Source organism: Staphylococcus sp. HMSC34G04, assembly GCF_001838765.1.
Classification (GTDB): Bacteria; Bacillota; Bacilli; order Staphylococcales; family Staphylococcaceae; genus Staphylococcus; species Staphylococcus epidermidis.
In genome coordinates, this window is record NZ_KV838758.1 from 24,074 (window position 1) to 48,050 (window position 23,977).

The window sequence follows — 23,977 nt, forward strand, 5'->3', positions numbered from 1 at the left end:
TGTCTTTTATAACACCTTTTGAAACTTGAGATACTAATTCATCTTCAAGTTGATGCGTTGGAGAAATAAGTCTGCCGTAATATTTAATTTTATTTCACTACTTTCAAAAAAAGTCTGAAATACTCAAATAAGCGAACACAAGTGATATCTAATGATATTACCACTGTGTTCTTTCCTATCAAGCTTTCAGACTTTTGATTATATATTAATTAATGTCTATTCTTCTTGGGAAGTAACCCAATCCTAAACCGCCTGATCCTAAATGTGATGCTATCACTGGTCCAAATTCACAATACTGAATATGAACATTAGGATGATCTTCCTTTAATTGCTGAAGAAATGACTTTCCATCTTCTGTTTTATCACCGTTTATTACAAATACAGTCACATCTTCCAAGCCTTCTATTTCTTTAAAAATGTTTGTTTCTAAAGATTTTAGCGCACGTTTTTTTGTACGTACTTTTTCGTGTGGATGTATTTTACCATCTTCTTCAAAATGCAAGACAGGTTTCATTTTCAACAATGTACCTACCCAAGCTTGAGCTCCAGTGATACGACCACTTTTTTGTAAATTTTTTAAATCATCAACAATTAAGTATGCACCAATATGTTGTCTTATTTCAGTTAGTTCATTAATAATATCATCAGGTTTATATCCCTTTTGTACCAATTGAGCAGCGTAAATTGCAAAGCTACCTTCAATCATCGCAGCAAGACGGCTATCAAACGTATGTACTTGAATATCTTCAACCATTTCACCAGCTTGTGTTGCTGAAGGATAGCTTCCGCTTATACCACTTGATAAGTTAATCACGATGACATCAGTGTATCCTTGTTCTCTTAATCTTTCAAAATTCTCAATCCAATCGCCAATAGCAGGTTGGCTTGTTGTTGGTATAGTTTTAGATGAAGCCATTTTTTTATAAAAATCATCTACAGAAAAATCATCACTCTCAGTGAAATTCACTCCATCATCGAAAGTTACACTTAGTGAAGCGACTGGTATGTTATATTGATCTATTATATGTTGTGGTAAATAACTTGTAGAATCGGTCATAACTGCAATCTTCATCTTAATACTTATCCTCCTCAATTATACTCATAGTTATGATACAATAATTTTTTAAAAAAGAAAATATCATCGTAATAATTTAGAACCTATCTTGTTACGTGTATAATATTGTTAGAAAACTGAATTGTAGGTGGCAAAAATAAGATGGATAAATCCATAATTACTATTAAACAAGCACATTCAATTGAAAATGTGATAAGTAAATCACGCTTTATAGCATATATTAAGCCTGTTTCGACTGAAAATGAAGCAAAAGCTTTTATAGATGAAATTAAAATAAAGCATAAAGATGCAACTCATAATTGCTCAGCCTATACTGTCGGACCGGAGATGAATATTCAAAAAGCAAACGACGATGGCGAACCAAGTGGAACAGCCGGCATCCCAATGCTTGAGATACTGAAAAAATTAGAGATACACAATGTTTGCGTCGTCGTGACACGCTACTTCGGTGGTATCAAATTAGGTGCAGGCGGTCTTATTAGGGCATATAGTGGCGCCGTGCGTGACGTGATATATGATATGGGTAGAGTCGAATTAAGAGAAGCTATTCCAGTAACCGTTACGTTAGATTATGATCAGACAGGAAAATTTGAATATGAACTTGCCTCTACCACATTCTTATTAAGAGAACAATTTTATACCGATAAAGTAAGTTATCAAATTGACGTAGTAAAAAATGAATATGATACTTTTATAGACTTTTTAAATCGAATTACTTCCGGAAATTATGATTTGAAACAAGAAGACATTAAACTATTACCTTTTGATATTGAAACCAATTAAATAAAAAACACTATGTAAGTTAAAGCAACGCGTGCTTATTACCTACATAGTGTTTTTTATTATGAACGATGATGTTCATCATAATGATGTGGCTTGCCATTCCCTTTTTTTGTAATTAAATTTAATATTGGTCGATAATTATCATCTATTAATCCAGTAAATTCAACGATCAACTCAATCGTAAAGACAATGAGAATGAACATCATAAGTGCACCCAAAGGTTGGGACAAATAGAGGATAACACTAGATAAACTAAACATAATCGCTATTGAATAAATAAGTAAAACGGTTTGTCTATGGGTATATCCTAAAGCAAGTAATTTATGATGTAAATGTGACTTGTCTGCTTGCATTATATGTTGTCCTTTTTTCATTCGACGAATCATTGCAAACAATGTATCAATAAATGGCACTGCTAATATAACAATAGGAAAGAATAAAGCAATAAATGTGATGTTTTTAAAGCCGAGTAATGATAAGAAACCGATAATAAATCCTATCATTAATGCGCCACTATCACCTAGGAAAATTTTCGCTGGGTGAAAGTTATAAAACAAGAAACCAAGTAAAGACCCTAAAAGTACACAACAAATCATGATAATAAATATGTTCGCTTGTAAAATAGCGATGAATCCAATAGTCATTAATGCCAATGCTGAGACGCCTGAGGCAAGTCCATCAAGTCCGTCGATAAGATTAATAGCATTGGTAATTGCTACAATCCATATTACTGTAATAGGAATACTAAATATGCCAAAATGAATCGTTGGTCCAATTGGCAATGAAATAAAGTCTATTGTAATTCCATAAAACGTAACAATTAAAGCTGCAACAATTTGACCTGCTAACTTTAAATAAGGTCTTAGATCGTAAATATCATCAATCAATCCAACCATATACATTGTAATTGCACCTAATATAAGCGGTTTAACCTCACGTTCAATAGGGTGTCCGAGCCAAATCCCTATTAAGAAAGAAAATAAAATGACCGTTCCTCCCATCACTGAGATAGGTTTCGTATGTACTTTTCTGAAATTAGGACGATCTACTAAATCTAATTTTTTTGATATTACAATAATAATGGGTGTAATTATTAAACTGACTATCATAGTAAAAGCTATAAGTAATAGTGTATACATCAGTTCACCTTCATTGAATAAGTTGTACCTCACGCTATGTAAAATTTGTTATCTATCATTTTTAATGCAATATTTATATGCGCAAATATTTATCAACCATAAATGTCGTTTTCATTGAACTAAAATCATAAATATCCATGTTACATAGCTATTGTCTAAATTACAAAGATTAACCTTTACATTATCTTTGTATTGTCTATACATTTTTTTAATCATACCATTTAAGTGCTTATTTTAACATTAAATACCATTGTTTGTGTGTAATTTCTGTTGCTAGATGATGACAAATTGTAAGTTTTCACTTACAATAGCTAATGGTTAAAAAAGGAGTCGGTATGGAAATGTTTGAAGCTATCATATATAACATATCTGTCATGGTGGCAGGAATATATTTATTTCATAGGTTACAATATTCTGAAAATAAAAGAATGATTTTTTCTAAAGAATATGTAACTGTACTAATGACATTCGTTTCTTTACTTTTAGCGGCATACCCTATCCCGTTTCAGAACGAATACCTCGTTCATTTAACATTTGTACCTCTTTTGTTTTTAGGACGTTATACCAACATGATATATACACTCACGGCTGCTTTTATCGTATCTTTAGTCGATGTATTTATCTTTGGAAACTCAATTATTTATGGTATTACATTAATCGTTATTGCAGGTATTGTCAGTGCAGTTGGACCATTTTTAAAGCAAAACGATATCATTTCTTTACTTATTTTAAATTTGATTAGCATTGTCATTTTGTTATTTTTAGCATTATTAAGTCCTATTTATGAACTCGTAGAGATTTTAGTGCTTATCCCTATTTCATTTATTATTACAATTGCTTCAGCAATAACATTCGTTGATATATGGCACTTTTTCTCTTTAGTCAATCGTTATGAAAATGAAGATAAATACGATTATCTTACAGGTCTAGGTAATGTAAAAGAATTTGATAGACACTTAAATGAGGTCTCAAGTAAAGCTGAAGAAAAGAAACAAAGTTTAGCCTTACTTCTCATTGATATCGATGGCTTTAAAGATGTAAACGATCATTATTCACACCAATCAGGAGATGCTGTTCTCAAACAAATGTCTCAACTATTAAAAAACTATGTTCCAAACCAGTTCAAAATCTTTAGAAACGGTGGCGAAGAATTTTCTGTTGTAATCAGAGATTACACACTAGATCAAAGCGTGAAATTAGCAGAAAATATTCGAAGCGGTGTTGAAAAATCTTCTTTCCACCTACCAAACAAAGAAGTAATCAAGCTATCAGTTTCAATTGGTGTTGGATACTTAACTCAAGATGATCGTAAATCTCAACGTAAAGTATTTAAAGATGCTGATGATATGGTACATGTGGCTAAAAGTGAAGGAAGAAATAAAGTCATGTTTAATCCTATTGTCAAATTATAATCAATCTAAATGCTATGTTAACTGCTACGTAAAAAAATCATTAAAGCGTATACAGTTATGCATAGCATTTTTTTACTATTTTTAATTAGTATTGAAAATGTTATTAAAATCAAGCTCTCTATTGAAACTTAAGTCTTCAAGTTGTAAACTTCAATTGTTCATAAAAATATTAAATAGCTTCGGAGGTGATGAGATATGTCAGATTCAATCACTATCATTGATGAAAATAAAGTAATTGATGTAGTCTTAATTGCTGGGCGAATCTTACTTGAAGCAGGCGCTGAAACATATCGAATTGAGGATACAATGAATCGTATTGCCCATAGTTATGGTTTACATGATACATACAGTTTTGTGACATCAACTGCAATTATTTTCTCATTAAATGATCGTACTAGTACGAGATTGATTCGTATTCGCGAGCGTACAACCGACCTTGAGAAAATTGCTTTAACCAATAGCCTATCTCGTAAAATTTCGAGTAAGCAACTTACAATTGACGAAGCAAAAAACGAGTTACTGCAACTTAAACGTGCGTCTCTTCAGTTTTCTTTCTTAACAAATCTCATTGCTGCCTTTGTAGCTTGTGGTTTTTTCTTATTCATGTTTGGTGGCGTAGCTTCCGACGCTTGGATTGCATGTCTAGCGGGTGGCATAGCTTTTTTAACGTTTAGTTTCGTGCAAAAGTATATACAAATTAAATTCTTTTCAGAGTTTGTGGCATCTGCTGTTGTTATTAGCATTGCAGCAATATTCACTAAACTAGGTATAGCTAAAAATCAAGACATTATTACTATTGCAAGTGTCATGCCTCTCGTTCCTGGTATTTTGATTACTAACGCTATTCGTGACTTACTTGCCGGAGAGTTACTTGCTGGTATGTCACGTGGTGTTGAAGCTGCTTTAACTGCATTTGCTATTGGTGCAGGCGTAGCTATTGTATTACTATTATTATAAGAAAGGCTGTTAGTTATGTTTATTTATCTGTTTCACTTTATCATTAGTTTCATTGCCACAGTCCTTTTTTCAATTATATTTAATGCACCTAAAAAATTGCTGTTAGCTTGTGGATTTGTTGGAGCTGTTGCTTGGACAATATATCAGATGACAGTAGGTATGGATTTAGGTAAAGTTGGCGCTTCATTTTTAGGAAGTCTAATATTAGGATTAATGAGTCATACAATGAGTAGACGGTACAAACAACCTGTTATTATATTTATCGTCCCCGGCATTATACCTCTCGTTCCAGGTGGCGCAGCATATGAAGCTACAAGATTTTTAGTATCAAATGATTACACGAATGCAGTTAATACTTTTTTAGAGGTAACACTCATTTCTGGTGCAATTGCATTCGGTATACTTGTATCTGAAATCGTCTATTACATTTATTCACGCATCAAGCAATATTATGGTAAAATCAAGGGTAAAACTTATAAAAAATCCTATAATATGAATAATAGAGTATAAATCTAAGGGGATGAACTCGTATGAAGAAACAAATTATCGAAAGATTAACGAGATATGTAAAAATTGATACACAATCTAATCCTGATTCCAAGACCACACCATCTACGAATAAACAGTGGGATTTATTAAATCTATTGGAAGAAGAGCTTCAATCATTAGGGCTTAAAACAGACATGGATGAACATGGTTACTTATTTGCTACACTCGAAAGCAATATTAATTTTAATGTACCTACTGTCGGTTTTTTAGCACATGTAGACACTTCACCAGATTTCAATGCTTCTCATGTAAATCCGCATATCATTGAAGCCTATAATGGGCAACCTATCAAACTTGGTGAATCTCAGCGTATCTTAGATCCTGATGTTTTTCCTGAATTAAATAAAGTTGTGGGGCATACACTAATGGTGACAGATGGTACATCTCTACTAGGCGCCGATGATAAAGCAGGTGTTGTGGAAATAATGGAAGGTATAAAGTATTTAATTGATCATCCTGAAATTAAACACGGTACAATTCGAGTAGGCTTTACACCTGATGAAGAAATTGGACGAGGCCCGCATCAATTTGATGTTAGTCGATTTAATGCAGATTTTGCATATACAATGGATGGCAGTCAATTAGGAGAACTACAATTCGAAAGTTTCAATGCAGCAGAAGTAACTGTCACTTGTCACGGTGTTAACGTTCATCCAGGTTCAGCTAAAAATGCCATGGTTAATGCAATTAGTTTAGGTCAACAGTTTAATAGTTTACTTCCTTCACATGAAGTACCTGAAAGAACTGAAGGATACGAAGGGTTCTATCATTTAATGAATTTTACAGGTAATGTTGAAAAAGCAACTCTACAATATATTATTCGCGACCATGATAAAGAGCAGTTTGAGCTACGTAAAAAACGCATGATGGAAATTCGTGATGATATTAATGTTCATTATAATCATTTTCCAATTAAAGTAGATGTACATGACCAATATTTTAACATGGCCGAAAAAATTAAACCTTTGAAACACATCATAGATATACCTAAACGTGTCTTTGACGCTTTAGACATCGTACCTAACACTGAACCTATTCGAGGCGGTACAGATGGATCACAATTATCTTTTATGGGGTTACCTACACCTAATATTTTTACGGGGTGTGGCAATTTCCACGGTCCTTTTGAATACGCTTCTATCGATGTAATGGAAAAAGCTGTTCATGTTGTCGTTGGTATTGCTCAAGAAGTAGCAAACAGCCATCAATCTTATAAATAACATAAAAAGCCATTGTCAGTATGTAGCTCTAAAAGCTACTCTTACTGTCAATGGCTTTTAAATTGAATGTGTATAAAAACTTTTTTTAATATTAGTATGAAAGCGGTAAGTTTATTTGCGTTTTCAATAATTTTAGTGCTTGTACTGTGTAATGTCTGATTTGAATACCCATCTTAAAATCTGTATATGAATCAGGCATATCAATAAATGTATTAAACATTGCTGTAACATTCAACGATTCAAACAAATCAAATTTATCATTTGTAGCACAAATTGCAATAGCTGGCTTGTTGTATTGTTGGGTAAGTTCTGCTATACGTATTGTTGTAGTCTCTAGAATTTGATCTTCTTCTTTCAAACCTTCTCCGAAAATAATAAGATCTGCCTGTTGAATTAAGTTTTCTAAATGTGTGATTTGATTCACTAATTCATGGCTTGTTAAAATCTCAGCTTGATAGAGACTATTTAATACAGCTGCTATACCACCTCCAGCACCACCGCGCTCGATTGGTCCCATTGCTATTTTCAATTCATTCTTAAATAATTCACTAAAATACCAAATTAAATTATCTATCTCGGCTGCTTCATTTTGAGACAGATCTAATGATTCGTATGTTTGCATGATTTCACTTTTTTTCCCATACAACCGACTTGAGAAATCTGACATTAATTGAATGTTTACCTTCGCTAATTGTGGATGAACACCTGATAAATCAATACGTCTAATATATTTTATTAAATCTGCACCTTTCCTCATATCGACAATTTGTGCTTCATCATCATAAAATCTTGCACCCAATGCTTGCAACATGCCTGCACCGCCATCAAAACTTCCTATTCCACCTAAAGAGATAACAAGATGTTCTGTATGATTGTCCAATGCTGCTTTTATAACCTCTCCCAAACCGTAACTTGATCGATGTTGAATAGGTTTTTTGCCATTTAAAAATAAGTGCCCTTCGATAATAGTCATACCACTATCCGTTTGTCCATATATTGCTTCGGTTTCTTTCATGTCAGCATCATGCGCACTCACACGATATTTATTTCCTGATTGCCAAAGAAAGACTGAATCTAATAATTCGTGACGACCGTTAAATAGTGGAACTTGAACGATATCTGCATCTTCAATTTGACTTGCTACCGCTTCTTCAACATATCTATTAGCTTGGTAACTAGAAATAATTTCATTAAATTCGTCCATGGCTACTAAAACTTTCATTGTCTTAACCACCTTATTTTTCTCTTTTCCAAAAATTATTTTAAACATACTAAAGGATGTATGAGAATAATCTATAAATCTAAGTAACAATGATTTGACATTAAAGAAATAACATATCTTCTGCATGTTCTTTATTATGTCCATTAATTATACTTATTATCACATTATACATAACTATTTTAAAATTTTCATAACATAAGAATAGCTTGCCTGTATCTGTCTAACATTGACATTTGAGGCAAGCTACTTCATCATTTCATTCTTTTCTAATTATTCCTCAGCTTGAGCAAGTTGAGAAACGTTAATATCATCGTGATCTGCATTCCACTTCATTTCACCATCTACAAAATAAAAAGCTTGTGGTGATTCGTGTTTTACGTTTGTTTTCTCTGCGATATAATCAGATAGTTTACGCTCTTGTTGAACGATTAGATAATAACCATCTATGTCTCTTTCATATAAAAACTTATTAAATTGATCATACGCATTTGCAGAAATTGGACAAGTTTCACTGTGTTTTAATACAAAAACATATTTATTTTCTTCTAATACTTGTTCAAACTGGTCAATTGAACTCAGCTTAATAGCCATTCTATTCACCTCTAAAAATATTTATCACTTCATACTAAGCATATGCGTGAAATTTTTATCCCTAAAATCTTATCAATGGGTACAATTATACACACTCTGCTATGTAATGTTAACCATAAATTTTCAATTTTTTAAATTCAGATAGCATTTAATTTATACTTTCTTTTATTTTTTTAAATTCTCTTTTGAACGATTTATCCATTTCTGATATATCTTTTCCCTCTTTTGGCAATCGATCAACATCAATTTGAGCTAATTTTTCGCTAGTTTTAATCGTATCTACTCTCGTATCATAATAATTTTGCAAACTATAATACATCTCAATTGCATTTTTTCTAGCATTATCAACATGATTATCAGAAATATTTGTTTTATTAATATCCGTAATTTGTTTGTCAATAAGTGGTGAAATATGATCTTTGATTGCTTCTTTCGCTGAGTCAGAATCATTATTTGAAGAATTTAAATATTTTTTAGCAGTATCTTTTAATTGTTGATTATTTTCTTCTAATTTTGATTTAAGTTGACTTGCATCTTCTTTATTTTGTGCTTTATTAATGTCAGACTCCACTTCAGTTCTATTTTTCTCGAATAATTTAGTATAATCCAAAATATCTTCATTATCTTTAATTGAGCGATTACATAAATCTACAAATTCTTTTAAATCATATATAGATTTCTCTTTATTTTCAACAGTTTTTAGATAATCCTCTTTCAAGTGCTTAACTTCATTAGTATCTGCTGTTAAATGTTGAGTTGAATTTTTATATTTTTTAAACTCAGGTATCAAATAGTTATTAATATCCTGCTGAAGTGCACGAAATTCTTTTTTATTTTTATCAGTGGTATCAGTTTTACTTAAATTATCTAACTCTTTTAATGGTATTTTATCCATAACTTTTTCTACACTTTGTTGTTTTTGATGAATTTCTTTATATTGACTTTCAAATTGTTTAATATCTCTTTTTGTTTCATTTCCACAAGCAGATACAACTATGGTTAAAATGATAACTGTTATGATAAATAGTAGTTTTTTCATATTTGCACTCCTTATCACTAAACATTATACATAAACGTATTTATTATGAAAATGAATTGTGTTATAGTATGTCAGACTTTATTGTATATATTATTTTTATAAATGAGGAGTATTTCATGTACGCTAATGTTCAACCTTTTATTAAAAAAGAATCTATGAAACAATTTACATATGAATATAACAAAGTGAAAGACGTATTGTTTACAATTTTAGATTCTCCTATTAAATACACTCAGCATATCGGTGGTACCTGTCATTTTAATTATCAAACTGAACCCATTTTAGATATACTTGTTGGTGTAAATAACTTGCACGATATTACTTCACTAGATGAAAAGCGCTTAAATTATGCTGGATTTTATCGTTTGCACCATTCTTACAAGAAGAAAGTTGTCATGGCACGTTTTAATAATTTAAGTGAATTAAAACAAGAAGTAAGATTACATATTATTCAAATGAAAACTCCTCTTTTTAAACAATATCAAACAGTCAATCATTTATTACATAACGATAAAGCAATAGCAGAATGGTTTGCAAGTAAGAAAAATGAAATTGTGCAACATGCTAAAAAGATACGTGAATATGAGTCTCAAAAACAAAATTTGTTTGAGAAATTGTATAAGGAATCTAATTTGTTATCGTAAATACTCATAAAGTACGACATAACCATTTTATATTTATAATCAATTCATATATCCAAATTTCGCAAATAACTTTTATAATTGATATAATAATGTTGATATTAAGAAGATGAGAAAGGATGTTCAAAACATTGAATAAAAATGACATCTTACGCGGACTAGAGTCAATTCTTCCTAAAGATATTATTAAAGTGGATGAACCTCTCAAGCGTTATACATATACAGAAACAGGAGGAAAGGCAGATTTTTATTTATCCCCTACCAAAAATGAAGAAGTCCAAGCCATCGTAAAGTTTGCCCATGAGAACAGTATACCGGTAACTTATCTAGGAAATGGGTCGAACATCATCATTCGAGAAGGTGGAATTCGAGGAATCGTCCTCAGCTTACTATCTCTCAATCATATTGAAACCTCTGATGATGCAATTATAGCAGGTAGTGGCGCAGCAATTATTGACGTTTCAAATGTTGCACGTGACCATGTATTAACCGGTTTAGAATTTGCATGCGGTATCCCTGGGTCAATTGGTGGCGCTGTATTCATGAATGCTGGTGCTTATGGTGGAGAAGTTAAAGACTGTATTGACTATGCATTATGTGTAAATGAAAAAGGTGATTTATTAAAGCTCACTACAGCTGAACTGGAATTAGACTATAGAAATAGTGTGGTACAACAAAAACATTTAGTTGTATTAGAGGCTGCTTTCACCTTAGAACCAGGTAAATTAGATGAAATTCAGGCTAAAATGGATGATCTTACTGAAAGACGTGAATCTAAACAACCACTTGAATTCCCTTCTTGCGGAAGTGTCTTCCAAAGACCACCGGGTCATTTTGCAGGTAAACTCATTCAAGATTCAAATTTACAGGGCTATCGAATTGGTGGCGTTGAAGTTTCAACTAAGCATGCTGGATTTATGGTTAATGTAGACAACGGAACAGCAACTGATTATGAAGCACTTATACATCACGTACAAAAAACAGTTAAAGAAAAATTTGATGTTGAATTGAATACTGAGGTACGTATTATAGGTGAACATCCTACAGATTAATTCTTTAAGGAGGGCACATCATTGGCAAAGGTTTATGGATCACTCATAGATAATGAAACACGATGTACACATTATTACTCATCTTTAGATGTTATTGCCATTAAATTTAAATGTTGCAACAAATATTATCCGTGTTATAAATGTCATAATGAACACGTATCTCATACAATTGAAAGATGGGCTGAAAATGAGTTTGATGTAAAAGCTATTATGTGTGGTGTTTGTAAACATGAGATGCGTATCCGTGACTATATGATGGTAGAAATGTGTCCTCGTTGTAAAGCGCATTTTAACAGTCGTTGTAAATTTCATTATCATTTATATTTTGAAGTATAAATAACTTGTTACAAAGTTTTTGAAATATTTGAGCTCCTAAAGTGAATTTTATTTAAAAATTCGTTTTAGGAGCTCTTCTTATCTCAACATTCTATTCATGTATTTAAAGTTTTCTTCTTATACCTTGGTTGGTTTTTCTCTTATTATAAGATTATTTTTCAACTTTCTCTACTACTTCATTTAATTCATCAATTTGTTTGATAGTTGTCGTTGAAGACCCTGAAGAGAAATACCATAGTTTTGGATCTAATTCGTAAATATGATTACTTTTTACTGCTTTTACATTTTTTATAACTTTATTTTTTAAAACTTGATTTGTTGTTGCTTTGCCACCTACAACTGAACCACGATCCATAGCTAAAATAACATCTGGATTCTGTTTGTTAATATATTCATTATTTATATTTTGACCATGTGGGCTTTTGCTAACCTTTTTGTCTGCAGGTTTAAATCCTAATGTATCAAACACTAAATCACCAAATCTTCCTCCTGGTCCAAACGTTGATAGTTCACCTTCGTTAACCAATAAATACATTACTTTCTTATTAAAGTCTTTAGTTTTATCTTTCATATCAGATATTTTTCTATCTAAATCTTTATTAATTTTTTTAGCTTTATCTTCTTTATCGTAGATTTTCCCTAAATTTTCTGTATTTCTTTTCATATCTTTAATTAAGTTGTCATCACTTGTACCTACATATACGACTTTAGCTTTTGGTGCAGCTTTTTTAAATTCATCTAAATTTTTCTGATTAGCTGTTCTTCCTGAAATAAAAATCACATCTGGTTTAGCTGATGCAACTTTATCAAAGTTCACTTCTTTTAAATTTCCAGTATTAATATACTTATCTTCTTTAAATTCATCTAAAAAATTAGGTAAAGATTGGTTATTTTCACCTTTAGGTAAGCCTTTTACTTTATCAGCCACACCTAATTCTTTCAATACATCAAGTGCCCCATAATCTAACACAACGGCATTTTTAGGATTCTTTGGTACCTTGACAGTATTAGAGATTTTTTTCTTATCACTGCCATTATTTTCTTTACCACTTGTTTCAAAACTATTCTTGATTGTTACAGTTTCTTTAGAATCACTATTATTTTTTTTCGAAGTTGAATTATTATTCGAACTATTATTACAAGCCGTTAAAACTAAAACTAGAGACAATAATAAAAATAAAACTGTTTTTTTCATATGTGCAACTCCCTAATCAAATTTATAATTTCTTTTTCGTATGGATAACCTCTTTTACTATGAGTCTCAATTTTAATTATTAAACTGAGTCAAAAGTAGTTTCATCATAATATAGACAAATACGTTGTCCCCTTATCTCTTCTATACGTACTTCCATTTCATATAAACTTTTTAAAATGTCAGACTGAATAACATTATCTTTATCATCAGCTTTAACTAGCTCACCTTGTTTAAGCGCAATGATGTCGTCTGAATAACAAGAAGCAAAGTTGATATCATGTAATACGATAATGATTGTTTTATTTAACTGACGACATAAATCTCGTAACGTTTGCATAATCTGTACTGAATGTTTCATATCTAAATTATTTAAAGGCTCGTCTAATAATATATAATCAGTATCTTGTGCTATAGTCATAGCAATATATGCACGTTGTCGCTGACCTCCAGATAGTGTTTTAATATTACGATGCTTAATTTCATTAAGCTGTAATAAATCAAGAGCATATTCCACTTTGTCATAGTCTTCTTGCTTCATTCGACCTTTTGAATATGGAAAACGACCAAATTTAACTAGTTGCTCGATAGTTATGTTCATATCAGTGTGATTAGATTGTTTTAAAATACTTAATTTTTTAGCTAAATCGTCAGTTTTATATTCTGAAATTTCTTTGTCTTCAATCAAAATTGAACCATTCTCATAACTAAATAAGCGACTGATAGCAGATAATAATGTACTCTTACCAGCACCGTTAGGCCCTATGAGTGAAGTCAATTTTCCCTTTTTAATATCTACGCTAATATCTTTTAAAATAGGTTTATTGTCTATCGTTTTATCTAAATTTCGAATTTGAATCAATTTGCATTTCTCCTTTTGACAAGCAAATATATGAAGTAACTTCCACCAACTAAATCTACTATCAAACTGAATTCAGTTGTTGCTTCGAATAGATTTTCAACTACCCATTGCGCTATAAATAAACTAATCCAGCTGAATAATATTGTTGCTGGTAAAATAAATTTGTGTTCATAGGTCTTCATAAATTCGTGTGCTAAGTTGACTGTTAATAAGCCAAGAAATGTTACAGGACCTATTAATGCAGTAGATATCGAGACGAGTAGAGCAACCAGAATAAGAAACATGCGCGTCATATTTTCATAAGAAACACCTAGATTAATTGCTTGTGCTCTACCTAACAAAAGAACATCTAAATATGGTCGAAGTATTATTGTAACAATTATTAAGATAACTAATAATATGCCTGAAACAGTTACTAATTTAGAATTTGATGCTTCAAAGCTAGCAAACATAACATTTTGAACTGCTAAAAAAGATTCAGGATTCATTATAAGTTGGAGAAAACTTGTAATACTACGGAAGAAAGTTCCTAATATTACACCAACTAGTAATATGAAATAGACTGAAAAGTGACCTAATTTAAATATAACTTGAAATAGCAGCAATGAAAAAAACACCATTGCAATCAAAGTGATTAAAAAATTAAGGTAGATATTTGTAACCACGGTTGCTTGTTCACCTAAAATAAAAATAGGTAAGACTTTGACAAATAAATACACAGAATCAAGTCCCATAATAGAAGGAGTTAATAATCTATTTGTAGTAATAGATTGGAAAATAACTACAGACGTTCCTATCGCTGCTCCTACTAATAATATAAGAATAAATTTTTTGAAACGGCTTTGGAATTGATATTCAAATATATCAAAATCTAAACCTACCAATAAATAAAAAATTGACATACAAATTGCTATAACGACCAGTATACTTATTTTTTTACTAGTGCTCATTTGCATAATTTTTCCTACCTTTCATGAGCAAGATTAGGAAAATAATTGTGCCAAATACACCTATCGTCAATCCAATATTAATTTCGTAAGGGTAAACAATTATTCTACCAATAATATCAGCAATTAAAACAAAAATTGCACCGAGCATAAGCGTGTGTGGTAATGCATTTTTCAAATGATCGCCTCTATAGATAGATATGATATTCGGTACGATTAAACCTAAAAATGGTAATGTTCCAACAGTAACAACAACTAATGCTGTTAGCGTTGCTGTTATGAATAACGCTATTTTAATAATTTTTTCATAACTTACACCTAAATTATGACTAAAGTCTTTTCCCATACCTGCAATAGTAAAATGATTTGCAAATACAAATGCCAAAATAAGTAATGGTATTGTAAGATACAACACCTCAAAACGACCACTCGTTATAACTGCAAAGTTACCAGTTAACCAGTTTCCAATACTTTGTAAAGCATTGGTTCTCAGTGCTACAAATGTAGTAAAACTGGATAAAATGCCACCAATCATAATGCCTAAAAGTGGAACAAAGATTACATCTTTTGCACGGATAAGATTAATTAATTGAACAAATAGAAACGTTCCAACAATACTTAGGACAACAGCAAATAATAATTTGATTAAAATGTGACCATTAGGAAAGAACAACAATGACAATAAAATACCTAATTTTGCCCACTCCATAGTACCAGCAGTCGTTGGGCTTACAAATTTATTTTGCATCATCTGTTGCATAATTAATCCTGATAAAGCTAGTGAACTACCTGAAAGTAGAATGCTAACTGTTCTGGGAATTCGGCTCGAATACAAAATGTTCATTTGTTCATCACTTAAATGGAAAATATCTATTAGAGAGAGCTGACTCACCCCTATAAATAAAGAGACAATAGTTAAAATCACTAATAAAATAAATAAGGTATAACCTTTAAAAATAAATTTCATTAGTTATTCTCCTTGCTAAATATTAAAGATGTATTAGGTCAATATACGAAAGTAATATTGATGTCAATGATAATGATTATCATTAACATCAATATTATAGACTCTATTTTCTTTTTTCAATAGTTTTTCATATTTTTTTAGAAATTTTATAAATGTTTTATCCAGCAGTAATAATTCATCAGAATATTTTATAATACCAACTTTCATAAAAAAAGAGATTCCTACTAATTTTAATAGGAATCTCTTTAAAAGTACTATACTAATTATCAAAAACAAAGTCTTCATCACGAAGAGGCTCAACATTTAAAGCCAATGTATAGCCATCACCTTTAACAGAGAAGAAATCGTGATTCTTTGTAGATGTATCTAAGGCATTTTCAATAATAGGATTAAACTCTCTTTCTTCGAAATATGGTTCAAAACCTAAATTCGATAATGCTTTATTTCCATTATATCGAACATAATTTAATACATCATCAGCAAGGCCAATATCATCATATAATAAATGTGTATATGAAACTTCATTATCATAAAGTTCATTTAATAATTTATACATTTCTTGATCAGCTTTTTGTTTCTCACTTTCAGATAACTCATTACGCAGACTTTGTGCATCTAAACCTGTGAACACGCCATGTATAGATTCATCTAAAAGTATCTTACGTATAATTTCACCTGACGTAGTCATTTTTCCTTGTCCTGCGAGATATAATGGATAATAGAAGCCAGAATAGAATAGAAATGTTTCTAAGAACACACTAGAAACACGAGCAATATATTGATCATAAATCGATGCTTCTTTACCCCAAAGTTTGTGGTAATTTTCTACAATTTTATCTGATTTATATTTTAAATGTGGCTCCTCAATAACCCAAGTATCCAATAAATAATTGGTTTCGCTAGATGGTAATAATGTAGTGAAGATATGAGAATAACTTTTCGCATGGATTTGTTCCATCATAGCCATAAATGAATAAACAGCTTTCTTTCTTAAATCAGTAGTATGAAGCATGATTAATGGCATACCATCATCAGCTTGATGTGTATCTAAACCTGTTAAACCTGCAAGCGCTTTTTTAAAAGTATTTTTCTCTGAATCTGTTAATGTTTTCCAACTTGCTATATCTTTTGATACTTTAAATTCTGTTTCCACCCACATTTGTGAGATATTTTGCCGCCAGAACATATTAGTCATATCTTCTTGGGTGTTCCAATTTACCGCCTTCATTAAAATCCTCCTGTCATATTTATGTATAAAATAAAGAGTTTTGAACCAATGTAAATCTATAATTTAAAGAAATACATCGATTCATCACTCTACCCTAAAATATTTACAACTTAATTAATTAAATTGCACAACTTGTACATTCTTCCACACTTAATAATTTATTACGTGTATAGTATAAAGATTTAAGCCCTTTATGGTGTGCATAGACATATAATCTTGAAAGCTCACGTGTTGAAATTTCTGAATTAACGTAAAGTATCGTTGAAATACCTTGGTCGACGTGAGTTTGAATTGTAGCTACTAGATCAATAAGTTTCATTTGATCAGTATTAAATGCTGATTTGTAATACCACATTGTTTCTGGTGATAAAAATGGCATTGGATAAAATGTTTCCGCATTTCCATACGTACGACGTTCAATTTGGTCAACAATAGGCATAACAGAACTTGTCGCATTTTGAACATAAGAAATACTTTGAGTCGGAGCTATAGCTAATCTATAAGCGTGATAAAGTCCATATTGTTCTACTTTATTTTGCAATTCTTTCCAATCATTTGAAGTAGGTATATCGATACCATCAAAAAGTTGACGAACCTTTTCAAATTTTGGTTCAAATTCTTGAGATGTATAAAATTCAAAATATTTACCATTTGCATAGTCTGATTGTTCAAAGTCTTGATACTTTTCTCCACGCTCTTTCGCAATTTCCATTGAACGTTCGATGGAATAATAGTTCATAATCATAAAGAATATATTAGCAAAGTCTTTTGCTTCTTCAGATTCATAGCCAATTTTATTTTTAGCTAGATAACCATGTAAGTTCATTACTCCTAATCCAACAGAATGTAGTTCACTATTCGCTTTTTTTACGCCTGGTGCATTTTGAATATTTGCTTCATCACTTACAACTGTAAGAGCATCCATACCTGTGAACACAGAATCTCTGAATTTACCTGATTCCATAACATTCACGATATTCAACGAACCTAAGTTACATGAAATATCTCTTTTAATTTCATCTTCAGTTCCATAGTCGTTGATTACTGATGTCTCTTGTAATTGGAAAATTTCAGTACATAAATTACTCATTTTAATTTGCCCAATATTTGAATTTGCATGTACTTTGTTTGCATTATCTTTAAACATAAGATATGGATAACCAGATTGTAATTGTGTTTGAGCAATCATATTTAACATTTCACGCGCGTCTTTTTTCTTTTTCTCGATATTAGGGTTTGCAACCATATCATCGTAATATTTTTCTAAATCAATATCATCTAAAGTCACACCGTATTCTTGTTTAACTGTATGAGGTGCAAACATATAGAAATCTTTACCCTCTTTTGCCAAATCAAAGAATTTAGAAGGCACAATAAGACCAGTCGAAATTGTAGATAAACGTAAATCTTCATCAGCATTCACTTTCTTAGTATCTAAAAACTCTTCAACATCGTAATGGAAAATATTTAAGTACACTGCCCCAGCGCCAGGACGTTGTCCTAATTGATCTGCATAACTAAATCCACCTTCAAGTGCCTTAGCAACAGGTAAAACACCTTTAGCTACACCTTTAATTCCTTTAATTGCTTCTCCACGTGCACGAAGTTTAGATAAATTAATGGCCACACCACCACCAATTTTACTAAGTTGTTTTGCAGTTGAATCAATGAAATTGATAGAATTTAAGCTATCGTCTACTTCTAATAAGAAACATGAAACAAGTTCTCCACGTCTTGCTCTACCTGCATTCAAGAATGTTGGTGTCGCCGGTTGATAGCGTTGTTCCACCATTGCAGAAATAAATTGTTTAGCTTGTTTAACATTACCATTCGCTAAATAAAGTGCAACGATTGCGACGTGCTGATTATAATCCTCAAGGAACTTAGTTTTATCATTCGTTTTTAAAGCATAATCTTTATAAAACTTACTTGCCGACATATAACTAGCAAATTGGAAGTGAATTGATTTTGCGTATTCAGTAATTTCACTTAATTCTGCTTCGCTATATTTTTCGAAAACATTAAAATAAAAATTATTGTCAACAAGATAATGAAGTCTTTCGATTTCATCATCAAAGGAAATCATTTTATCATGGATTTCTTCAAGATACACCTTCAATGCTTCTTGATCTTTCTCTAAATTAAAGAAACCATTGTCTTTTCTCTTGGTCACTTCATTATTTAATTCAATATGATTGTATTTCTTTTCTTCCATGGTTTTCATTGAAATTGCCCACCTTATCCTTAAATTCAATAATGTCTTTATTTGTCCCTTGTACTTCAAACTTCATCATTAATGGAACTTTATATTCCTCAGAAATTGTATGGCCAGCTTTAGCGAAATTTTGTCCCCAATTTCGATTTCCACTCGCAGCAACAGCTTGTAACTGAGTATGATTTACATTTAAAAAAGATTGAACCGGCTGCGGCACCTCTCCAAATCCAATAGTGCCAGTAACTAAAATGTAAGGTTCATTAACTGATTCGTTACAATTATCTTGAGTAATTTCAAATGTATCTTTAATACCAGCACGACTAATAAATCGTCTAACATTACCAGAAAATGAATAATATACTACTTTCATTGGATCACCTTCTTTCGTCAACCTTTGATTCTGCTAAAAGTAGATTAGAAATGATCAAATATCTATAATATAATTTAAATCATCTACTTATAAAAACAGTTGAAAATAGTTACTTTTACGTAAAAATTTTTCAATCTGTAAATAGCCTTTAAAATATATAAATAACCACAATATATAGTGGTTAAAACTTAAATTTACACTACATGATAAATTATCTTTTTAGTAGGTTTTTACTATAATTGCAATATTTTCGAGATAAAAGTAGTGTCAAATTGCATTAAAATGATTAAATGCTACAACGTTATATTCTCAGTCAAACACTATATATAGTGTTTGTATTTTTGATTCAATACTATATTCTGTGTTTCATTATACATAACTCATATCACTAATGAAAGTTAAAAATTGATGGCAGAAATAACTTATCATTTGGAAAGTGCATCACTACGAGTTTAGTGTCATTATTTTAAAATAAAAAAATTTTTTTGAGTGTCTTTACTTGCTTTTCTATTGAAATTAGACATATAGAGTTAAATGAATAGTTACGTAAATTTCTACAATAACAGATATAAATTACATTTTTAAAAACATGATTCTAGCTTTTTATTAAATTGCACAACAGTTATAAAGACTTCGAATACGAACGTTTGTTCGCTTTTATTATAGCTCGTTTCCATTGAATTATCAAGAACTTATGCATAGTTAGAGTTTATATGCTAATATAATGTCGTTAATCATATAATATTGAGGCGATGATATTGAATCCGAAAGTTAAAGGTATTATTGCTATATTGATTTCAGCTGTGGGTTTTAGTTTTATGTCAGTCTTTTTTAGATTGGCCGGTGATTTACCAGTCTTTCAAAAATCTCTAGCTAGAAATTTTGTAGCCATGTTTATACCATTATTTTTTATTTATAAGTATAGACAACCTATGTTTGGGAAATTAAGTAGTCAACCTCTACTCATCTCACGTTCAACACTTGGGTTAATCGGTGTCTTACTTAATATCTATGCAATTGATCACATGGTATTAAGCGATGCTGATACATTAATGAAATTAAATCCTTTTTGGACAATTGTTCTTAGTTTAATTTTTTTACATGAAAAGGTACGAAAATATCAAATTACGGCGATGATTATTGCAATACTAGGGATGCTTTTAATTGTTAAACCAGAATTTTCATCATCAGTTATTCCTTCAATAGCAGGATTACTATCAGGTATTTTTGCAGCATCTGCCTACACATGTGTTAGAGCACTCAGCACTCGTGAAAAACCTTATACGATAGTGTTTTATTTTTCATTATTCTCAGTTGTAGTGCTTATACCTTTTTCAATATTTACTTATACACCTATGACAACAATTCAAATTCTTTTCTTACTCGGCGCTGGATTATCAGCAGCTGTAGGACAAATTGGTATAACATTAGCTTATAGTTTTGCTCCAGCAAAAGATATCTCCATCTTCACATATGCATCTATAATATTTACTGCATTATTTGGATTTATTCTATTTGGAGAATCACCTGATATGCTTGCAACAGTAGGATATATTGTCATTATCGGAGCAAGTTACTATATGTTTGATAAAGCAAGACGAGAAACAACTATAAATCAAAATAATTAAAGGAGCTAGAAAATTGACACAAGGACGTCAAAAAGATGAATTAAAAGATATTACTTTATTAGGCAATCAAAATAACACTTATGAATTTGATTATAGACCGGAAGTTTTAGAAACTTTTGATAATAAGCATCAAGGTCGTGATTATTTTGTTAAGTTTAATTGTCCAGAATTCACATCACTATGCCCTATTACGGGTCAACCAGATTTTGCGACAATTTATATTTCGTATATCCCTAATATCAAGATGGTGGAATCTAAATCATTAAAGTTATATTTATTTAGTTTTAGAAACCACGGAGATTTTCACGAAGATTGTATGAATATTATTATGAATGATTTAATTAATTTAATGGACCCACACTATATTGAAGTTTGGGGTAAATTTACTCCAAGAGGTGGCATTTCCATAGATCCTTACACGAATTATGGTCGTCCTAATACAAAATATGAAAAAATAGCTGAACATCGATTAATGAATCATGACATGTATCCAGAAAAAATAGATAATCGTTAATATGTATTTCATAAAAATCTCTACTGTTATATTTGATGGTAGAGATTTTTGTTGCACTTTACTGCATTAAAGCGTATTTTATATATAGCGCGTCATTGAATAAATATAGTAATAAAATCATTGAAATTATATCATCGGATTAAATGTTACAAATTATATCAATTGATAGAATTTTCTTTTTTAAATTTTTTGAAAATTATTGAAATTTTTTTATCACAATAGTAAAATCACCTTAAAACAATTTAATAAGATGATTTGGGCAAGAAAGGTTGGGATGATTTATGACTTCAAATAAGTCCCATGAACAAGCAGTTCAAGAAATACCGCAACATGGATTCTTCGGACATCCAAAAGGATTAGGCGTTCTCTTTTTCGTAGAATTTTGGGAGAGATTCAGCTATTACGGAATGAGAGCAATGCTTATTTTTTATATGTATTTTGCACTCCAGGAAAACGGACTTGGAATGGACAAAACAACAGCCATGTCTATCATGTCTGTATATGGATCATTAATTTATATGTCTTCAATTCCAGGTGGCTGGATAGCTGATAGAATTACAGGTACCCGAGGTGCCACACTAATCGGAGCTATATTAATTATTATAGGTCACATATGTTTAAGCCTTCCTTTTGCAATGGTTGGTTTATTCACTTCTATGTTCTTTATTATTGTAGGATCAGGTTTAATGAAACCAAACATTTCAAATATTGTTGGTAGACTCTATCCCGAAAACGACGTACGCATGGATGCTGGATTTGTTATCTTCTATATGTCAGTGAACATGGGTGCACTCGTTTCACCAATTATTTTACAACACTATATCGATATTAGAAATTTCCATGGTGGCTTCTTGATTGCAGCAATAGGAATGGCTCTTGGATTAGTTTGGTACTTATTATTCAACCGTAAAACTTTAGGTAGTATCGGTATGAAACCGACGAACCCATTATCTTCTTCTGAAAAGAAAAAGTATGGAACAATCATCGTAATCGTTGTTATAGCAATAGTATTAATCCTTATGATTGCTTACTTTACACATACGCTATCATTTAATCTAATCAGTAATACTGTTTTAATTTTAGGTATTGCTTTACCAATCATTTACTTTACAACAATGATTAGAAGTAAAGAAGTTACTGATACTGAAAGATCAAGAGTAAAAGCATTTATTCCATTATTCATTTTAGGTATGTTATTTTGGTCAATTCAAGAACAGGGATCTAATGTATTAAATATCTATGGTATTGAAAACTCTGATATGAAATTAAATTTATTTGGTTGGAAAACACATTTTGGTGAAGCTATTTTCCAAACTATTAACCCATTATTTATTTTATTATTTGCACCCGTTGTTACTCTTTTATGGCAAAAGCTAGGAAAAAAACAACCTAGCCTACCTATTAAGTTTGCAATTGGTACTATTTTAGCAGGCGCATCTTACATACTGATGGGAGCAATCGGTTATATCTACGGGGATACACAATTCTCAGTTAACTGGGTTATTCTTTCATATGTTATCTGTGTTATTGGTGAGCTTTGTCTCTCTCCAACTGGTAGTAGTGCAGCAGTTAAATTAGCACCTAAGGCATTTAACGCACAAATGATGAGTCTTTGGCTATTAACTAACGCTTCAGCTCAGGCCATTAACGGGACATTAGTTAAATTAATTAAACCACTTGGTCAAACCAATTACTTTATCTTCTTAGGTGTTGTTGCAACCGTGATTACGTTAATTATATTAGCGTTTATTCCTAAGATTTCTAAAGCAATGAAAGGTATTCGCTAATCATTTGACTAAAATGAGATAGAATGTAATTCCTAGAAAAATAGCCAGTAAATGAGTTTTTATAAATTCATTTACTGGCTTTTTATTTATAATACTTCGTATTGTTGGCTGGCTTTCTTAGAAGACAACTTCATCCTGTAGTCTTCAGCTTGTCCTGTTCTCTCAAGAGTCTCGCCAAAATACTTTGCGTTTATATGTAATTTTACATCGAAATACTTTAAAAATAAGGCCCTTTCGTATAATTTAATAAA

The 23,977-nt window shown here is 31.1% G+C and carries 24 protein-coding genes; 11 read left to right on the forward strand and 13 right to left on the reverse strand.

What is annotated here, in order from left to right; all coding sequences use genetic code 11:
* Positions 1 to 205: 205 nt before the first annotated feature.
* Positions 206 to 1,072 carry a fatty acid kinase binding subunit FakB1 gene (gene fakB1 / locus HMPREF3241_RS10270; RefSeq protein ID WP_002445939.1) on the reverse strand — a complete coding sequence of 289 codons (867 nt, stop codon included), beginning with the start codon at positions 1,070 to 1,072 and terminating at the stop codon, positions 206 to 208.
* Positions 1,073 to 1,216: 144 nt separating this feature from the next.
* Here fakB1 and HMPREF3241_RS10275 point away from each other — a divergent pair, with 144 nt between their 5' ends.
* Positions 1,217 to 1,858, forward strand: coding sequence for a YigZ family protein (locus HMPREF3241_RS10275; RefSeq protein WP_002445938.1), 642 nt, complete (start codon positions 1,217 to 1,219; stop codon positions 1,856 to 1,858).
* 59 nt (positions 1,859 to 1,917) lie between these two features.
* Here the strand turns inward: HMPREF3241_RS10275 and HMPREF3241_RS10280 are convergent, their stop codons facing one another.
* Entirely contained in the window at positions 1,918 to 2,997 is a 1,080-nt protein-coding gene (locus tag HMPREF3241_RS10280; RefSeq protein WP_002457593.1) for a glycosyltransferase family 4 protein, read from the reverse strand.
* 341 nt (positions 2,998 to 3,338) lie between these two features.
* Here HMPREF3241_RS10280 and HMPREF3241_RS10285 point away from each other — a divergent pair, with 341 nt between their 5' ends.
* From HMPREF3241_RS10285 to pepT, 4 genes are all read left to right on the forward strand, one after another.
* Positions 3,339 to 4,409, forward strand: a complete 1,071-nt coding sequence (locus HMPREF3241_RS10285; protein WP_002457594.1) for a GGDEF domain-containing protein GdpS — start codon at positions 3,339 to 3,341, stop codon at positions 4,407 to 4,409.
* A gap of 195 nt (positions 4,410 to 4,604) precedes the next feature.
* Positions 4,605 to 5,366 (forward strand): threonine/serine exporter family protein, encoded by a 762-nt coding sequence (locus HMPREF3241_RS10290; protein WP_002445935.1) that lies wholly within the window; start codon positions 4,605 to 4,607, stop codon positions 5,364 to 5,366.
* Positions 5,367 to 5,381: 15 nt separating this feature from the next.
* A complete protein-coding gene (locus tag HMPREF3241_RS10295) occupies positions 5,382 to 5,876 on the forward strand; it encodes a threonine/serine exporter family protein (protein ID WP_002445934.1) in 495 nt (164 codons plus the stop codon).
* Positions 5,877 to 5,896: 20 nt separating this feature from the next.
* On the forward strand, positions 5,897 to 7,135 hold the full coding sequence (gene pepT / locus HMPREF3241_RS10300) for a peptidase T (protein WP_002445933.1): 1,239 nt from the start codon (positions 5,897 to 5,899) through the stop codon (positions 7,133 to 7,135).
* A 91-nt stretch (positions 7,136 to 7,226) separates the two neighbouring features.
* On the opposite strand, the gene HMPREF3241_RS10305 is transcribed toward pepT, so the two are convergent.
* The 3 genes from HMPREF3241_RS10305 to HMPREF3241_RS10315 all read right to left on the reverse strand — a co-directional run bounded on the left by HMPREF3241_RS10305 (position 7,227) and on the right by HMPREF3241_RS10315 (position 9,987).
* Positions 7,227 to 8,357 (reverse strand): glycerate kinase, encoded by a 1,131-nt coding sequence (locus tag HMPREF3241_RS10305; protein ID WP_002495826.1) that lies wholly within the window; start codon positions 8,355 to 8,357, stop codon positions 7,227 to 7,229.
* A 270-nt stretch (positions 8,358 to 8,627) separates the two neighbouring features.
* A complete protein-coding gene (gene ytxJ, locus HMPREF3241_RS10310) occupies positions 8,628 to 8,948 on the reverse strand; it encodes a bacillithiol system redox-active protein YtxJ (RefSeq protein WP_001829675.1) in 321 nt (106 codons plus the stop codon).
* A gap of 148 nt (positions 8,949 to 9,096) precedes the next feature.
* Positions 9,097 to 9,987 (reverse strand): EMYY motif lipoprotein, encoded by an 891-nt coding sequence (locus HMPREF3241_RS10315; RefSeq protein WP_070853656.1) that lies wholly within the window; start codon positions 9,985 to 9,987, stop codon positions 9,097 to 9,099.
* Positions 9,988 to 10,103: 116 nt separating this feature from the next.
* Between HMPREF3241_RS10315 and HMPREF3241_RS10320 the strand changes: the two genes are divergently transcribed.
* From HMPREF3241_RS10320 to HMPREF3241_RS10330, 3 genes are all read left to right on the forward strand, one after another.
* Positions 10,104 to 10,631, forward strand: a complete 528-nt coding sequence (locus HMPREF3241_RS10320; protein WP_002457598.1) for a GrpB family protein — start codon at positions 10,104 to 10,106, stop codon at positions 10,629 to 10,631.
* A 116-nt stretch (positions 10,632 to 10,747) separates the two neighbouring features.
* Entirely contained in the window at positions 10,748 to 11,680 is a 933-nt protein-coding gene (murB, locus tag HMPREF3241_RS10325) for a UDP-N-acetylmuramate dehydrogenase (RefSeq protein ID WP_002445929.1), read from the forward strand.
* A gap of 21 nt (positions 11,681 to 11,701) precedes the next feature.
* Positions 11,702 to 12,016 carry a CHY zinc finger protein gene (locus HMPREF3241_RS10330; protein ID WP_002445928.1) on the forward strand — a complete coding sequence of 105 codons (315 nt, stop codon included), beginning with the start codon at positions 11,702 to 11,704 and terminating at the stop codon, positions 12,014 to 12,016.
* Positions 12,017 to 12,167: 151 nt separating this feature from the next.
* On the opposite strand, the gene HMPREF3241_RS10335 is transcribed toward HMPREF3241_RS10330, so the two are convergent.
* The 8 genes from HMPREF3241_RS10335 to nrdI form a co-directional block, all read right to left on the reverse strand.
* Positions 12,168 to 13,211 (reverse strand): ferrated catecholamine ABC transporter substrate-binding lipoprotein SstD, encoded by a 1,044-nt coding sequence (locus tag HMPREF3241_RS10335; protein WP_002445927.1) that lies wholly within the window; start codon positions 13,209 to 13,211, stop codon positions 12,168 to 12,170.
* Positions 13,212 to 13,290: 79 nt separating this feature from the next.
* Positions 13,291 to 14,070 carry an iron ABC transporter ATP-binding protein gene (locus HMPREF3241_RS10340; protein ID WP_001829596.1) on the reverse strand — a complete coding sequence of 260 codons (780 nt, stop codon included), beginning with the start codon at positions 14,068 to 14,070 and terminating at the stop codon, positions 13,291 to 13,293.
* The gene (locus HMPREF3241_RS10345; protein ID WP_002445926.1) at positions 14,067 to 15,026 is read right to left on the reverse strand and encodes an iron chelate uptake ABC transporter family permease subunit; all 960 of its coding nucleotides are present in this window, start codon (positions 15,024 to 15,026) and stop codon (positions 14,067 to 14,069) included. The genes HMPREF3241_RS10340 and HMPREF3241_RS10345 overlap by 4 nt, the downstream gene beginning before the upstream one ends.
* Entirely contained in the window at positions 15,010 to 15,984 is a 975-nt protein-coding gene (locus HMPREF3241_RS10350) for an ABC transporter permease (protein WP_002445925.1), read from the reverse strand. The genes HMPREF3241_RS10345 and HMPREF3241_RS10350 overlap by 17 nt, the downstream gene beginning before the upstream one ends.
* A gap of 63 nt (positions 15,985 to 16,047) precedes the next feature.
* A complete protein-coding gene (locus tag HMPREF3241_RS10355; RefSeq protein WP_002445924.1) occupies positions 16,048 to 16,269 on the reverse strand; it encodes a hypothetical protein in 222 nt (73 codons plus the stop codon).
* Positions 16,244 to 17,212, reverse strand: a complete 969-nt coding sequence (gene nrdF / locus HMPREF3241_RS10360; RefSeq protein ID WP_002445923.1) for a class 1b ribonucleoside-diphosphate reductase subunit beta — start codon at positions 17,210 to 17,212, stop codon at positions 16,244 to 16,246. The genes HMPREF3241_RS10355 and nrdF overlap by 26 nt, the downstream gene beginning before the upstream one ends.
* A 118-nt stretch (positions 17,213 to 17,330) precedes the next feature.
* Entirely contained in the window at positions 17,331 to 19,436 is a 2,106-nt protein-coding gene (gene nrdE / locus HMPREF3241_RS10365) for a class 1b ribonucleoside-diphosphate reductase subunit alpha (protein ID WP_002457603.1), read from the reverse strand.
* Positions 19,399 to 19,797 (reverse strand): class Ib ribonucleoside-diphosphate reductase assembly flavoprotein NrdI, encoded by a 399-nt coding sequence (gene nrdI, locus HMPREF3241_RS10370; RefSeq protein WP_001829589.1) that lies wholly within the window; start codon positions 19,795 to 19,797, stop codon positions 19,399 to 19,401. The genes nrdE and nrdI overlap by 38 nt, the downstream gene beginning before the upstream one ends.
* Positions 19,798 to 20,549: 752 nt before the next feature.
* Here nrdI and HMPREF3241_RS10375 point away from each other — a divergent pair.
* The 3 genes from HMPREF3241_RS10375 (at position 20,550) to HMPREF3241_RS10385 (ending at position 23,726) form a co-directional block, all read left to right on the forward strand.
* Positions 20,550 to 21,425 carry a DMT family transporter gene (locus HMPREF3241_RS10375; protein ID WP_002473943.1) on the forward strand — a complete coding sequence of 292 codons (876 nt, stop codon included), beginning with the start codon at positions 20,550 to 20,552 and terminating at the stop codon, positions 21,423 to 21,425.
* 13 nt (positions 21,426 to 21,438) lie between these two features.
* A complete protein-coding gene (gene queF / locus HMPREF3241_RS10380; protein ID WP_002445919.1) occupies positions 21,439 to 21,939 on the forward strand; it encodes a preQ(1) synthase in 501 nt (166 codons plus the stop codon).
* Between the two features lie 281 nt (positions 21,940 to 22,220).
* Complete coding sequence (locus HMPREF3241_RS10385) at positions 22,221 to 23,726, forward strand: peptide MFS transporter (protein WP_070853657.1); 1,506 nt, start codon at positions 22,221 to 22,223, stop codon at positions 23,724 to 23,726.
* Positions 23,727 to 23,977: the final 251 nt, after the last annotated feature.

Excerpts from the sequence above, each read along its gene's own strand:
- fakB1 (WP_002445939.1), bottom strand. The coding sequence starts at position 1,072 with ATGAAGATTGCAGTTATGACCGATTCTACAAGTTATTTACCACAACAT.
- HMPREF3241_RS10275 (WP_002445938.1), top strand. The coding sequence starts at position 1,217 with ATGGATAAATCCATAATTACTATTAAACAAGCACATTCAATTGAAAAT.
- HMPREF3241_RS10280 (WP_002457593.1), bottom strand. The coding sequence starts at position 2,997 with ATGTATACACTATTACTTATAGCTTTTACTATGATAGTCAGTTTAATA.
- HMPREF3241_RS10285 (WP_002457594.1), top strand. The coding sequence starts at position 3,339 with ATGTTTGAAGCTATCATATATAACATATCTGTCATGGTGGCAGGAATA.
- HMPREF3241_RS10290 (WP_002445935.1), top strand. The coding sequence starts at position 4,605 with ATGTCAGATTCAATCACTATCATTGATGAAAATAAAGTAATTGATGTA.
- HMPREF3241_RS10295 (WP_002445934.1), top strand. The coding sequence starts at position 5,382 with ATGTTTATTTATCTGTTTCACTTTATCATTAGTTTCATTGCCACAGTC.
- pepT (WP_002445933.1), top strand. The coding sequence starts at position 5,897 with ATGAAGAAACAAATTATCGAAAGATTAACGAGATATGTAAAAATTGAT.
- HMPREF3241_RS10305 (WP_002495826.1), bottom strand. The coding sequence starts at position 8,357 with ATGAAAGTTTTAGTAGCCATGGACGAATTTAATGAAATTATTTCTAGT.
- ytxJ (WP_001829675.1), bottom strand. The coding sequence starts at position 8,948 with ATGGCTATTAAGCTGAGTTCAATTGACCAGTTTGAACAAGTATTAGAA.
- HMPREF3241_RS10315 (WP_070853656.1), bottom strand. The coding sequence starts at position 9,987 with ATGAAAAAACTACTATTTATCATAACAGTTATCATTTTAACCATAGTT.
- HMPREF3241_RS10320 (WP_002457598.1), top strand. The coding sequence starts at position 10,104 with ATGTACGCTAATGTTCAACCTTTTATTAAAAAAGAATCTATGAAACAA.
- murB (WP_002445929.1), top strand. The coding sequence starts at position 10,748 with ATGTTCAAAACATTGAATAAAAATGACATCTTACGCGGACTAGAGTCA.
- HMPREF3241_RS10335 (WP_002445927.1), bottom strand. The coding sequence starts at position 13,211 with ATGAAAAAAACAGTTTTATTTTTATTATTGTCTCTAGTTTTAGTTTTA.
- HMPREF3241_RS10345 (WP_002445926.1), bottom strand. The coding sequence starts at position 15,026 with ATGCAAATGAGCACTAGTAAAAAAATAAGTATACTGGTCGTTATAGCA.
- HMPREF3241_RS10350 (WP_002445925.1), bottom strand. The coding sequence starts at position 15,984 with ATGAAATTTATTTTTAAAGGTTATACCTTATTTATTTTATTAGTGATT.
- HMPREF3241_RS10355 (WP_002445924.1), bottom strand. The coding sequence starts at position 16,269 with ATGAAGACTTTGTTTTTGATAATTAGTATAGTACTTTTAAAGAGATTC.
- nrdF (WP_002445923.1), bottom strand. The coding sequence starts at position 17,212 with ATGAAGGCGGTAAATTGGAACACCCAAGAAGATATGACTAATATGTTC.
- nrdE (WP_002457603.1), bottom strand. The coding sequence starts at position 19,436 with ATGAAAACCATGGAAGAAAAGAAATACAATCATATTGAATTAAATAAT.
- nrdI (WP_001829589.1), bottom strand. The coding sequence starts at position 19,797 with ATGAAAGTAGTATATTATTCATTTTCTGGTAATGTTAGACGATTTATT.
- HMPREF3241_RS10375 (WP_002473943.1), top strand. The coding sequence starts at position 20,550 with ATGATATTGAATCCGAAAGTTAAAGGTATTATTGCTATATTGATTTCA.
- HMPREF3241_RS10385 (WP_070853657.1), top strand. The coding sequence starts at position 22,221 with ATGACTTCAAATAAGTCCCATGAACAAGCAGTTCAAGAAATACCGCAA.